Annotated in this window: 11 protein-coding genes and 1 riboswitch; of the genes, 4 read left to right on the forward strand and 7 right to left on the reverse strand. The window is 76.3% G+C overall.

The genetic code is table 11. From position 1 onward, the window contains the following. Positions 1–122 precede the first annotated feature (122 nt). On the reverse strand, positions 123–824 hold the full coding sequence (locus tag GTY84_RS05810) for an SCO2322 family protein (protein ID WP_161225014.1): 702 nt from the start codon (positions 822–824) through the stop codon (positions 123–125). Beyond that, entirely contained in the window at positions 821–2,083 is a 1,263-nt protein-coding gene (locus tag GTY84_RS05815; protein ID WP_161225015.1) for a prenyltransferase/squalene oxidase repeat-containing protein, read from the reverse strand. Before GTY84_RS05815 ends, GTY84_RS05810 begins: the two co-directional genes overlap by 4 nt. 128 nt (positions 2,084–2,211) lie before the next feature. Further along, positions 2,212–2,294: riboswitch (cobalamin riboswitch) on the reverse strand. 397 nt (positions 2,295–2,691) lie between these two features. Between GTY84_RS05815 and GTY84_RS05820 the strand changes: the two genes are divergently transcribed. Genes GTY84_RS05820 through GTY84_RS05830 form a run of 3 tightly spaced genes read left to right on the forward strand, consistent with a single transcriptional unit; the run spans position 2,692 to position 5,884 of the window. Further along, the gene (locus GTY84_RS05820; RefSeq protein ID WP_161225016.1) at positions 2,692–4,080 is read left to right on the forward strand and encodes a glycosyltransferase family 4 protein; all 1,389 of its coding nucleotides are present in this window, start codon (positions 2,692–2,694) and stop codon (positions 4,078–4,080) included. Continuing rightward, entirely contained in the window at positions 4,074–4,808 is a 735-nt protein-coding gene (locus GTY84_RS05825; RefSeq protein WP_161225017.1) for a class I SAM-dependent methyltransferase, read from the forward strand. Before GTY84_RS05820 ends, GTY84_RS05825 begins: the two co-directional genes overlap by 7 nt. After that, a complete protein-coding gene (locus tag GTY84_RS05830; protein WP_161225018.1) occupies positions 4,805–5,884 on the forward strand; it encodes a prenyltransferase in 1,080 nt (359 codons plus the stop codon). The genes GTY84_RS05825 and GTY84_RS05830 overlap by 4 nt, the downstream gene beginning before the upstream one ends. Positions 5,885–5,965: 81 nt before the next feature. On the opposite strand, the gene GTY84_RS05835 is transcribed toward GTY84_RS05830, so the two are convergent. The 3 genes from GTY84_RS05835 to GTY84_RS05845 all read right to left on the reverse strand — a co-directional run bounded on the left by GTY84_RS05835 (position 5,966) and on the right by GTY84_RS05845 (position 8,660). Beyond that, a complete protein-coding gene (locus GTY84_RS05835) occupies positions 5,966–6,787 on the reverse strand; it encodes a hypothetical protein (RefSeq protein WP_161225019.1) in 822 nt (273 codons plus the stop codon). A 168-nt stretch (positions 6,788–6,955) separates the two neighbouring features. Then, positions 6,956–7,987: an N-acetylmuramoyl-L-alanine amidase gene (locus tag GTY84_RS05840; RefSeq protein WP_161225020.1), complete on the reverse strand. Its 1,032-nt coding sequence runs from the start codon at positions 7,985–7,987 to the stop codon at positions 6,956–6,958. A 10-nt stretch (positions 7,988–7,997) separates the two neighbouring features. Further along, positions 7,998–8,660 (reverse strand): class I SAM-dependent methyltransferase, encoded by a 663-nt coding sequence (locus GTY84_RS05845; protein ID WP_161225021.1) that lies wholly within the window; start codon positions 8,658–8,660, stop codon positions 7,998–8,000. A gap of 433 nt (positions 8,661–9,093) precedes the next feature. Here GTY84_RS05845 and GTY84_RS05850 point away from each other — a divergent pair, with 433 nt between their 5' ends. Beyond that, positions 9,094–10,545 (forward strand): MFS transporter, encoded by a 1,452-nt coding sequence (locus tag GTY84_RS05850; RefSeq protein WP_237532084.1) that lies wholly within the window; start codon positions 9,094–9,096, stop codon positions 10,543–10,545. Between the two features lie 457 nt (positions 10,546–11,002). Here GTY84_RS05850 and GTY84_RS05855 read toward each other — a convergent pair whose 3' ends face one another. Together GTY84_RS05855 and GTY84_RS05860 are read right to left on the reverse strand one after the other, a co-directional pair. Further along, positions 11,003–11,173 (reverse strand): hypothetical protein, encoded by a 171-nt coding sequence (locus GTY84_RS05855; protein WP_161225023.1) that lies wholly within the window; start codon positions 11,171–11,173, stop codon positions 11,003–11,005. A gap of 98 nt (positions 11,174–11,271) precedes the next feature. Continuing rightward, positions 11,272–12,471: a hypothetical protein gene (locus tag GTY84_RS05860; protein ID WP_202549974.1), complete on the reverse strand. Its 1,200-nt coding sequence runs from the start codon at positions 12,469–12,471 to the stop codon at positions 11,272–11,274. Positions 12,472–12,509: the final 38 nt, after the last annotated feature.

Raw genomic sequence — 12,509 nt, forward strand, 5'->3', positions numbered from 1 at the left:
CACCCGCACTCGCGCCCGCGCCCGCGGGCAGCCGGCCGCCCGGCGGGAGCGGGGGCGGCAGGGGCCCGGTGAGGGGGCCGCCCGGCGGCCGGGGCGGTCCGGCGGCGGGGCCGGGCGCGGGTTCAGCGGGACGCATTCCCGCGCCGCCTCGCCTGCCAGACGGCCGCCCCGCCCAGGACCGCCACCACCGCGACGCCCGCGAACAGGCCGACCGACGGACCGGTGCCGCCCGTCCCTCCGGTGCTGTCCGGGGCGGTGGCGGCGGTGGACTCCCCGGCGCCGCCGCCCTCGGCGTCGGCGGAGCCCTTCGCGGTGTCCCGTCCGGTGACCTGTTCGCCGCAGCCCGTCCTCGGGTAGCCGGCGATGGCGCAGAGCAGGGCGCTGGAGTCGTAGCGCAGCGGGCCCGCCACGGCGGCCAGGGCCTCGGCGGTGGTGGCGTCCGGGGCGACGCGGGCGCAGGCGGTGCGGGCGGCGGGCGGGGCCGCGCCGTCCGGGGCGTCCGCGGCCGTGCCGAAGTCGAGGACGAGCGCCACCCGCTTGCTGCCCTCCTCGGCCGGGGTCCGTGCGCAGATCGCCGCGAAGTCCGCGGCGCCGCGCGGCGTGGCGGCGTCGGCGGAGTCCTCGCTCACCGCGAAGCGCAGGCCCTGGACGTCGCCGTCGGCGGGACGGGCGGTGGACGGGCCCTGGGTGGCGTAGACCCAGCGGTCGCCGTCGCGGTCCCAGAAGGACCAGTAGCGGTACCCGGCGGCCCCGGCCTGGGCCGCGCTCCCGAGGAGCAGGAGCAGGAGCGCGGCCAGCGCGATCGGTGCGGCGCGGCGTATCACGACCCGGACTTCCGGTTGCGGCCGCTGAGCAGGAAGCCGACGCCCACGCCGAAGACCAGGCAGACGCCCACGAACCACCAGACGCCGAAGCCGGAGTCGTCCTTACCGTCGTCCTTCTTCTTCTCGTCCTTCTTGTCCTTGGCGCCGTCCTCGCCGGGCGTCTCGGCGCCCGCCTTGAAACCCTCCGGGGCGGGGCCCAGGGCGTTCAGGGCGCTCACCAGATCGGTGCCGCCGAAGTCGCGCGGATCGGTGCCGGTGGCGTGGGCGGCCAGGATGAGCTGGGCGTAGGCGGCGGGGCCGCTCTGCTCGGCCCACGCACCGGCGTTCTTCTCCAGCCAGGCCAGCGGTCCGGCCGCGCTCGCGGCCCCGCTCCGCGCGGCGAGCGCCACCACGGTGTCGGCGGTGTTGCCGACGTCGGGCTGGTCCTCGGCGCCGGGGAGGGAGGAGGTGAGGTGGCCGTCCTCGGCCACGGCCCGCGCGAGGTGGGCGGCGCCGTTGGCGGCGGCCTGCTCCCGCGTCGCGGGGTCCGCGCAGGCGGGGGCGGTGCCGTCGGCCTTGCCGGGCCCGGTGACCAGGCCCTTGCCGAGGGCGGCGAGGACCGCGGCCGCGGTGGCGTCCTCGTTGGCCGTCAGCCCGCCGTCCTTGTCCGGCTGGTAGGCGAAGGCGCCGTCGCCCTTGCCCTTGGCGCAGGGCAGGGCGAAGGTCAGCAGGGCGTCGTAGGGCGACCTGCCGTCCTTGACGGTGGCGGCCGGGTCGGCGCCGGTGGCGGCCAGGGCGCCGATGACCACGGCGGTGGAGTTGGCGTCGCTCGGGGAGCCCGGGGTGTAGCCCCAGCCGCCGTCCTTGTTCTGCACGGAGGTCAGCCAGGTGAGGGCGTCGCCGACCGCCTTGTCGTGCCCGCCGAGGGCGGCGAGGGCCTGGACCGCGACGGCCGTGCTGTTGCTGTCGACCATCGTGCCGGTGCCGCACGCCGCGTCCGGGTCGGCGCGGAAGGCGGCGAAGGAGCCGTCGGCGCACTGCTGCCCGGTGAGCCAGGCCACGGCCCGCTCCGACGGGACCATGCGCACCGTGTCCTGCGCGAGCAGGGTCAGGGACTGGCGCCAGACGCCGTCGTACTGGGGGTCGGCCTTCCCGTAGAGCCCGGGGGGTGTGCCGGGGGAGGCGGAGGGCGACGGATCGGCGGCGACCGCGGGTGCGGCGGCGCCACCGAACACGGCCATGGCGGCCAGGACCGCGGCGCTGCGACGGCGGACGTTCATGATCGGCGGCTGCCTTCCCTGCGCGGGACCGGCAGCACGGGGCACCCCCGGGCGGCTCGGCCCCGTATGCCTCGACGGTGACCGTGCTCCGGCGGCGCCGGTGCACGTGAGCCGGTCACGTCCGCACGGGGCAGTCCGGCTCACCGTCCGGCCACGGGGCGGCGGGCGGTTCACGGTTGCGGGTCAGCGCCGGAATTGCACCGGCTTCCCCCCGTACGGGTGTGATGACGACGCCGCCACTTTACCCGTACGCCGCAAGGGGGGCCGAGGGAGCGGTCCGGAAAGCGGGGGCCGGGCGCCCGGTTCCGGCCCGGTGCGCCGGGAGCTTCCCGGAGGGCGCGCGCGGACCCCGGACCGGCGCCCTCTCCGGCGGGCTCCCGGCCCCCGTCCGGCCCAGCGGGCCGCCCCCGCCGCGCGAGTGCGCGGGAGCCCTCCGCCGCACCGCCGGGACCCCGGTCCGCCGTGGCGCGAATCACCCGATCCACCGCGCGCTCCCGGGCTACCTGCCGGTAGATTCGGAGCCTCCGAATGATCAACTCCGAAACTTGTTCCAGATCAGATGCCCGGCGTAGTCTCGCGGGACGGCGCGGTGGAGAAGGGGGCACAGGGTGACCGCTGAGGCCAGTCAGGCGGGTCCCGGTCAGGAGCCCGCCGCCGACGGCTTGCGACCGCTCCGCATCGCACTGCTCACCTACAAGGGGAACCCGTTCTGCGGCGGCCAGGGCGTCTACGTCCGCCACCTCTCGCGCGAACTGGCCCGCCTCGGCCACCGGGTCGAGGTCATCGGCGCCCAGCCCTACCCCGTCCTCGACACCCTCGACGACGCCCCCGGCGGACGGCTCTCCCTCACCGAACTGCCCAGCCTCGACCTCTACCGGCAGCCCGACCCCTTCCGCACCCCCGGCCGGGGCGAGTACCGCGACTGGGTCGACGCGCTGGAGGTCGCCACCATGTGGACCGGCGGCTTCCCCGAGCCGCTCACCTTCTCCCTGCGCGCCCGCCGCCATCTGCGCGCCCGCCGCGGCGAGTTCGACGTCGTCCACGACAACCAGACCCTCGGATACGGCCTGCTGGGCGACGTCGGCGCCCCCCTCGTCACCACCGTCCACCACCCCATCACCGTGGACCGGCGGCTGGAGCTGGACGCCGCCGGGAGCCGGGCCCGCCGCTACTCCGTGCGCCGCTGGTACGCCTTCACCCGCATGCAGAAGCGGGTGGCCCGCCGCCTGCCCTCCGTGCTCACCGTCTCCGGCACCTCCCGGCAGGAGATCATCGACCACCTCGGCGTCCGCGGCGACCGCGTCCACGTCGTCCACATCGGTGCCGACACCGACCTGTTCTCGCCCGACCCCTCCGTGCCCAAGGTGCCCGGCCGGATCGTCACCACCTCCAGCGCCGACGTCCCCCTCAAGGGGCTGGTCTTCCTCGTCGAGGCGCTGGCCGGGGCACGCGCCGAACGGCCCGGCGCCCACCTCGTCGTCGTCGGCAAGCGGCCCGCCGAGGGCCCCGTCGCCCGCGCGATCGAACGCCACGGCCTCGACGGCGCCGTCGAGTTCGTCAAGGGCATCACCGACACCGAACTCGTCCGCCTGGTGCGCTCCGCCGAGGTCGCCTGCGTGCCCTCCCTCTACGAAGGGTTCTCGCTGCCCGCCGCCGAGGCCATGGCCACCGGCACCCCCCTGCTCGCCACCACCGGCGGTGCCGTCCCCGAGGTGGCCGGACCCGACGGCGAGACCTGCCTCGCGGTGCCGCCCGGCGACGCCGGGGCGCTGGCCGCCGGGCTCGTCCGGCTCCTCGGCGACCCGGAGCTGCGGGCCCGGCTCGGCGCCGCCGGACGCGCACGCGTGCTGCGCCGCTTCACCTGGGCCCGCGCCGCCGAGGGGACCGTCGCCCGCTACCGCGAGGCCCTCGGCCCCGCGGCGGCCGTCCCCGCGACCACCCCCGGGGCCCCGACCAGTGACACCGGCGTCTACCCCGAAAGCAGGGCCACGTGCTGACCGTCGACTTCTCCCGGTTCCCGCTCGCCCCGGGCGACCGCGTCCTGGACCTCGGCTGCGGCGCCGGCCGGCACGCGTTCGAGTGCTACCGGCGCGGCGCCCGGGTCGTGGCGCTGGACCGGAACGCCGAGGAGATCCGCGAGGTCGCCGCCTGGTTCGCCGCGATGAAGGAGGCCGGGGAGGCCCCGGCCGGGGCCACCGCCACCGCCCTGGAGGGCGACGCCCTCGCCCTGCCCTTCCCCGACGAGTCCTTCGACGTGGTCATTGTCTCCGAGGTCATGGAGCACATCCCCGATGACAAGGGCGTCCTCGCCGAGATGGTCCGCGTCCTCAGGCCCGGCGGGCGGATCGCCGTCACCGTGCCGCGCTACGGGCCCGAGAAGGTCTGCTGGGCGCTGTCCGACGCCTACCACGAGGTCGAGGGCGGCCACATCCGCATCTACCGCGCCGAGGACCTCCTCGCCCGCATCCGCGAGGCCGGCCTGCGCCCCTACGGCACCCACCACGCGCACGCCCTGCACGCGCCCTACTGGTGGCTGAAGTGCGCCTTCGGCGTCGACAACGACCGGGCCCTCCCGGTGCGCGCCTACCACAAGCTGCTGGTCTGGGACATCATGAAGAAGCCGCTGGCCACCCGGGTCGCCGAGCAGGCCCTGAACCCGCTGATCGGCAAGAGCTTCGTGGCCTACGCGACCAAGCCGCACCTCCCGCCGGTGGACGCCGCGTGACCACGTCCCGCACACCCCGCACCGAACACCTCGTCCTGCCCGGCGTCCTCACCGCCGAGCAGGCCGACGCCACCGTCCGCGGAGTCCTCGCCCTCCAGCGCGAGGACGGCGCCATCCCCTGGTTCCGCGGCCACCACCTCGACCCCTGGGACCACGTCGAGGCCGCGATGGCCCTGGACGCGGCCGGCCGCCACCAGGAGGCCGCCCGCGCCTACGCCTGGCTGGCCCGGCACCAGAACCCGGACGGCTCCTGGTACGCCGCCTACGCCGACGGGGCCCACGACGACGTCACCGACCGGGGCCGGGAGACCAACTTCGTCGCCTACGCCGCCGTCGGCATCTGGCACCACTACCTCTCCACCGGCGACGACACCTTCCTGGACCGGATGTGGCCGGTCGTCGTCGCCGCCGTCGAGTTCGTCCTGCGCCTCCAACTGCCCGGCGGTCAGATCGGCTGGCGCCGCGACGAGGACGGCACCGCCGCCACCGACGCCCTGCTGACCGGGAGTTCCTCCGTCCACCACGCGCTGCGCTGCGCCCTGGCCATCGCCGAGCAGCGTGAGGAGGCCCAGCCCGACTGGGAACTCGCCGCGGGCGCCCTGCGGCACGCCATCCGGCGCCACCCCGAGCGGTTCCTCGACAAGGACCGCTACTCGATGGACTGGTACTACCCGGTGCTCGGCGGCGCGATCGAGGGGGCCGAGGCCCGCTCCCGCATCGCGGGGGACTGGGACCGTTTCGTCGTCCCGGGCCTCGGGGTGCGCTGCGTCGTCCCCAACCCCTGGGTGACCGGCGGCGAGTCGGCCGAACTGGCGCTCGCCCTGTGGGCGGTGGGCGAATCGGACCGGGCCCTGGAGATCCTCCAGTCCATCCAGCACCTCCGCGACCCGGAGAGCGGCCTGTACTGGACCGGCTACGTCTTCGACGACGACACCGTCTGGCCCCGCGAGCTGACGAGCTGGACGGCCGGCTCGCTGCTCCTGGCCGTCGCCGCGCTCGGCGGGCACGAGGCCACCTGCCGGATCTTCTCCGGCGACCTGCTGCCCCGGGGCCTGGACCCCGACTGCTGCGACTGACCTCACCGCACCCACGCGGACGGCCTCCGCCCCCCGAGCACACTGGGGAGGGAGGCCGTCGGCGGTGCGGCGGGCCGGCGGTCAGCCGCGCTGGATGCCCGAGGAGTCCTGCAGCACGCCGCGGCGGCCGTCCTGCGTCTGGGCGATCAGGTTCTGGCCGCGCTGCTCCACCGCCAGGTACCAGGTGCCGGGCGCCAGTTCCGCGATCGGCGTGGACGAGCCGTCCTCCGGGTACAGCGGACGCGGCACCGGCACGGCGAACCAGAACGGGGAGAAGTCGCCCGCGGGCTGCGCCGCCTGCGCGGCGGGCTGCGGCTGGCCCGGCTGCGGCTGGCCGCCGAGCGGCTGACCCGGCTGGCCCGGCTGCCCGCCGAACGGCTGCTGCGCGCCCGGGTAGCCGTATCCGCCCTGCGGCTGGCCGCCGTACGGCTGCGGGGCGGGCGGCTGGGGAGCGCCCGCCAGCGGGGCCTTGAGGGCCGGGACGAGCGGGGTCGCGATGGCGGCGCCGGCCAGCGCCAGGGTCGCGATCAGGCCCAGGACGAGACCGGTGCCCGCGTTGACGTCACTGGCGCCGAGGCCCCGGTAGATGTCGTCGAACGGACCCAGCGGGTCGATGATCGTCCAGAACGCCGTCCAGGCGGAGAAGACCGCCAGGACCACCCCGATCTGGCCCAGTTCGAGGCCGATGACCTTCCGGGGCTGGGGGAGCCCGCGCGCCACCACGATGAGGGCGGCGCCGGCGATGCCGCCGACGTACATGCTCATCACCAGGCCCAGGTTGTCCCAGGCGTTGGGGATGCCGCTGCCGTTGCCGCTGAATGAGTCCAGGAACGACGCGATGAACAGCAACACCGCTGCTCCGATCACCACGCCGTCGCCTCGAGTGAGGGAGCGGATATTCACTTCAGGTCCTTCGTAGGTCGGTCTCGTCGTCGGTGGAGGCGCCGCCGCCGTCCGGGCCGCGGGCCCGGTGCGCGGCGCGGGGGTGGCCCCTCGTCGTACGGGCGACACTATCGCCTGCACACGGAGGCTGTCCGCCCCGGAGAACCGGCGCGGAACACCCACCCGGCATCACCCGCGCAGGAAACTCACGATTCCCTCGGAGATGCCCCGTGCCGCCTTCTGCCTCCAGGCGCCGCTGGTCAGCAGCGCCGCGTCCTTGCTATCGCGCATGTTGCCGCACTCGATGAACACCTTGGGAACCGTTGACAGATTGAGACCACCCAGGTCCTGACGTGTGACGAGACCGGTACCGTCGCCGAGGTAGTTGGAAGGGGCGGTGCCGGTGGCCGCCACGAACCGGCCCGCGACCCGCTGTCCCAGCTCGGCTGAAGGGCCCACGATGGCCCGGGTGTCGGCGGCGCCGTCGTGCACCGCGCCCGGCAGGATCACGTGGAAGCCCCGGTTGCCGGTGCCCGAACCGTCGGCGTGCAGGGAGATCGCGGCGTCCGCGTGCGCCTCGTTGCCGATCCGGGCCCGCTCGTCCACGCACGGGCCGAACGGGCGGTCGCCGTCCTGCGTCAGCCGCACCGTGGCGCCCTGCGCCTCCAGCAGGTCCCGCAGCCGGTGCGCCAGGTCCAGGGTGAACCGGGCCTCCGGCCAGCCCGCGTCGGTGGCGGTACCCGTGGTGTCGCACTCCTTCCAGTGCGTGCCGATGTCCACCTTGCGGTTGATGTCGGCGGTGTGCTCCGCGTTGCGGGGGTTGTGCCCGGGGTCGATCACCACGACCTTCCCCCGCAGCGGGCCGCCGGGTCCAAAGGGGGCGGACGGCGCGGACGCGGAGGGGTCCGCCGCCGGGGCGGAGGACGGGGGGCCGGAGCCGTCCCGGCCGCCGTCCGGCTCCTCGCCGTGGGGTCCCGTGCCGTCAGGTCCCGTGCCGTCCGGGGAAGGACCGTCCGGGGAGGGGCCGGAGGGGGGCGCGGCGGCGGTGCTCCCGGCCCGGCCCGCACCGGTGCCGGCGTCCCCGCCGCCGACCGCCGCGTACACCCCCCAGCCCAGCAGCGCCCCCGGCACCAGCGCGGCCAGTGCCACCGTCAGCGGGCGGCGCAGCGGTGAACGGCGGGGCGGCTGCGGTGGATCGAGTTCCGGTCCGGTGTACGACACGGCAGGCACTCTAACCGGGCGCCCGGTCCCCCGTCCCCGTCCGCCGCAGGACCCGCAGCGAGCCGGTGGCCGACACCTCGGTGAACTCCCCCGAGCCCAGCGCCCGGAGGTACACCCGGTAGGGGGCCTGGCCGGTGAACTCGTCCACCGGGTCCGGGAAGACGTCGTGGATCACCAGCAGACCGCCGTCCGCCACGTGCGGGGCCCAGCCCTCGTAGTCGGCGTTCGCGTGCTCGTCGGTGTGCCCGCCGTCGATGAAGACGAGGGCGAGCGGGGCGCTCCAGACCGCCGCCACCCGGGGAGAGAGGCCGACCAGCGCCACGACGTGCTCCTCCAGACCGGCCCGGTACAGGGTGCGGCGGAAGGCGGGCAGCGTGTCCATCACGCCCAGCTCGGGATCGACCGTCGCCGGGTCGTGGTACTCCCAGCCCGGCTGCTGCTCCTCGCTGCCCCGGTGGTGGTCCACGGTGAGCGCGGTGACCCCGGCCCCGCGGGCCGCGTCGGCCAGCAGCAGGGTGGAACGCCCGCAGTACGTGCCCACCTCCAGCAGCGGCAGGCCCAGCCCGCCCGCCTCCACGGCCGCCGCGTACAGGGCCAGGCCCTCGTCGGCGGGCATGAATCCCTTCGCCGCCTCGAACGCGGCCAGGATGTCCGGCGTGGGTGCCGCGGCCATGGGGGTCCTTCCGGTCGTGCGGACACTGTGCCGCCCCATGCTGCCGCACCGGGGTCGGGGCCGGAGGGGAGGGGCTCCGGGGCTGTTCCGGCAGGGGAGCCGGGGCACGGGGACGCCCTGGCACGGACGGCCGGGGTACGGGGATCGCACGGGGAGAGGGGGGACGCGGGGTCACGGGCGTGGGGGACGGAGGGCGGGGAGCAGGGGGCGGGGAGCCGGGAGCGGGGCGCGGCGGGCCGGTGGGGTCGGCGGGGCGGCCCCGGCGGGGCCCGGTGGCGGGGAGGTGCGCCGGGGGTGTCCGCCCCGGGGCGCGGTCCCCCGAGCGCCGGGGTGTGCGCCCCGTGGGGTTCGCCGGGCCCCGTGCTGCCGCCCGAAGCGGAACATCCGCCGCCGGGTGTGTCCACGCAGGGAACGGGTTGAGACCATGGCATCCATGCCCGACACCTCAGCCGCCTGCCCCACCGCCCGGATATCCCCGCCCCGCCGCACCCCGCCCGCCGGTCTGGTGGTGGCGCTCGCCTGTGCCGGCCAGTTCCTCGTCGTCCTCGACGTGTCCGTCGTCAACGTCGCGCTGCCGTCGATGCGGACCGATCTCGACCTCACGGCCCAGGGCCTCCAATGGGTCGTCAACGCCTACTCCATCGCCTTCGCCGGGTTCATGCTGCTCGGCGGACGGGCCGGGGACCTGTACGGGCGCAAGCGGATGTTCCTGCTGGGGATCGGCCTGTTCACGCTGGCCTCGCTCGGCGGCGGGCTCGCCCAGGAGGGCTGGCAACTGCTCCTCGCGCGCGCCGTGCAGGGGCTCGGCGCGGCGGTGGTGGCGCCCTCGACGCTGACCATCGTCACCGAGGCGGTTCCGCCGGGCGCCGCGCGGGCCCGGGCCATCGCGACGTGGACCGCCGTCGGCGCGGGCGGCGGGGCCGCCGGGGGACTCGTCGGCGGGGTGCTGGTGGACACCCTGTCCTGGCGCTGGGTGCTGCTGATCAACGTGCCCGTCGGCGTGGTCGTGCTGGCCGGCGCGGTGCTGGGGCTGTCCGAGAGCCGCTCCGGGGGCGGACGGCGGCTCGACCTGCCGGGCGCCGTGCTGGTCACCGCCGGTCTGGCCACCCTGGCGTTCGGGATCTCGCAGACGGAGTCCACCGGTTGGGCGGCGGCGGCCACGCTGGTGCCGCTGGTGGCCGGTGCCGTGCTGATCGGGCTGTTCCTCGTCGTCGAGGCGCGCACCGCGGCCCCGCTGATGCCGCTCGCGCTGCTGCGGGTGCGCTCGGTGGCCTCGGCCAACACGGCGATGCTGGTCTCCGGTTCGGCCATGTTCTGCATGTGGTTCTTCATGACGCTCTACGTCCAGAACGTGCTCGGCTACACCCCGCTGGAGGCCGGGCTCGCGCTGGTGCCGAGTTCGCTGGCCGTGGTGCTCGGCTCGAAGGCGGCACCGCGCGTGATGCGTGCCATGGGGGCGCGGAACGTGGCGGTGCTGGGCACGTTCCTCGCCGCGGCCGGGTTCGCCTGGCAGTCGACGATGACCGCGGACGGCGGGTTCGTCACCGCGATCCTGGTGCCGGGGGCGCTGATGATGCTGGGCGCGGGGCTGGCGGGGACCCCGCTGGCGTCGCTGGCCACCTCGGGGTCGGCGCCGGGGGACGCCGGGCTGGTCTCCGGGCTGGTCAACACCTCGCGGACGATGGGCGGCTCGCTGGGGCTCGCGGTCATGGCGACCATCGCCGCCGCCCGCTCCGGTGGCGAGTCCGCCGGTCCCGAGGCGCTGACCGAGGGGTACGCGCTGGTCTTCCGGGTCGGCTCGGTGGTGCTGGTCGTGGCCGTGCTGCTGATGTGGCTGTGGCTGCCGCCGCGCGGGAAGCGCCCGGCGGACGGGCCCAGGGGGTAGCGCCGTCGGCGGTGCGCGGGGGCGTTTCGCCGTCCGGCGCGGCCGGGGACGCCGACCTCGCCGGGGTGTCGGGGTTGTCCGGGGCGGCGATGACGCCGGGGGCGCCGATGACGTCGGGATGCGGTGGCGCGGCGCTCGTTGCCGGGAGGGCCGTGCCGGGAGGTTCCCCCGGGGCCGTGCCGCCTGCCCCCTGTGGACCGTCGGCGTGCCGCCCGGCCCGGGACGGTTCGCACCCCTCGGCGAGGAGCGGGCGCCCCCTGCCCCGCACCGCTGGGCCGCCCCGCAGCCCCTGGGCCGCCGGGCCGCCCGCCGCCCGTTCGCCGGACCCGCCGTCCCCACCGCCCACCCGCCGACCCTGTCGGGTTCCCGCCGGGCCGACCGGCCCGTTCACGCCGCGGCCCCGCCCGTCGGAGGTGACGGGCGGGGCCGCGGTCTGGTGCTGGGCCGTGCGGTGGCGTCAGGCCGCCGCCGGTCCCGCCTCTTCGGCGGGCCTGCGGTGGCGGCCGTTCGGGGCCGCCTGGCCCTCCTGCTCGGACACCGGTCCGCGGTGCCGGCCGTGGCCGGTCGCGGCCCCCTGAACGTCGGCACCGCTGGCCTGCGTCGGCTGGTTCGTGCTGGCGTTGCTCATCGGAAGGAATTCACCCCGTATACATGATCTTTCCTGTGGGCCGAGCGAGTGTAACCGGCACACCTCGGGCCGAATCCAGACGGCCACGCCGACCGGGATTATTTCGTTACAAGCTGTGCGAGCGGGGCCTGCTGGAGCGGTACGGGGCGGGACGGGGCTGGGTCCGGCAGGGCCGGGGGGAGCGCCCCGGGCGGGGTCCTGGACGGCTCGTCGGACGGGGTCCGCGCCGGTGGCTCCGGGACGGCCGGCGAGGCGAGCCGGGCCAGGCCGCAGGGGGTCCGCGCGGTGGCGTACGGCAGGTGCAGCACGGCGTCGGCCGTCCACAGCCCGGCGCCCGCCAGCCAGCCCTCCGGGGCCGGGACGTGGCGCAGTCGCCGCTCGGCCGGGTGCCAGACGGCGACCCAGCATCCGAAGGCCCCGTCCATGCGCAGCGCCACCGCGCACCGCTCCGGCGTCAGCGCCTGCCCCGGCTGGATGGCGAACGGCGTGATCACGCAGTCCCGCAACCGCAGGCACTCGGGGAACCGCACCGGCAGGGTGCTGCCCAGGACGCCCCAGCCCAGCCGGGGCCGCCCCGGCGAGGGCGCGTCGGAGCGGATCATCAGCAGCCCGCTGTCCGGGTCGGCCAGCAGCACCCGGTCGTCGCTGTGCTCGGCGATCTGGAGCAGCGGCGACACCTCGCAGCCCCGCCCCAGGTCCACCACGACCGCCTTCACCCGGCCCCCGGTCTCCCGGTCGAGGGCCAGTATCCGGCCCGCGCGGTCCAGCCAGGCCCCGCCCGAGCAGCGGCCCGGGATCTCCGCGAGGCACCGGGGCCCGGAGCCGCCGCCCGCCACCTGCCAGAGCGCGGTCGCCCGCGGGCCCACGGCCAGGGCGTACGCCCGCTCGCCGCCCGGCGCCGCGGGCAGCAGCCGCAGCCGGGTCTCCGCGTCCCGGCACCCCACCGCGCCGAGCGGCAGCTCGCCGGTGCCCGGGCCGGTCGGGTAGAGCAGCGCGAAGACGTGCCGCCCGCCCGTGACCCGGTGGATCAGGACCCGCCCGTCGCCCATCGGCTGCACCTCCGTGCCGGGCTCCTCCGGCTGGTTGCCCGGCAGCGGCACCGCGTAGGGCTCCGGCCCGTCGAGGGTCCAGCGCTCCGGGTACCAGCAGTCGCCGCGGCGGGTGAGACGCGCCGCGTACCCGCCCTCCGCCGCGATCGCGCACTCCGCCCGCGGCGGCCCCCCGCCCCCCGGGACCACGTCACGCCCGGCCTCGTGGTCCGCCGTGAGCCCGACAGGCCCTGTGGCACACGCTGTCATCGTTCGGTCACCTCCGGTGATGAAGCTAGTTTTCGTAC

It is taken from the genome of Streptomyces sp. SID8352 (assembly GCF_009862265.1).
Classification (GTDB): Bacteria; Actinomycetota; Actinomycetes; order Streptomycetales; family Streptomycetaceae; genus Streptomyces.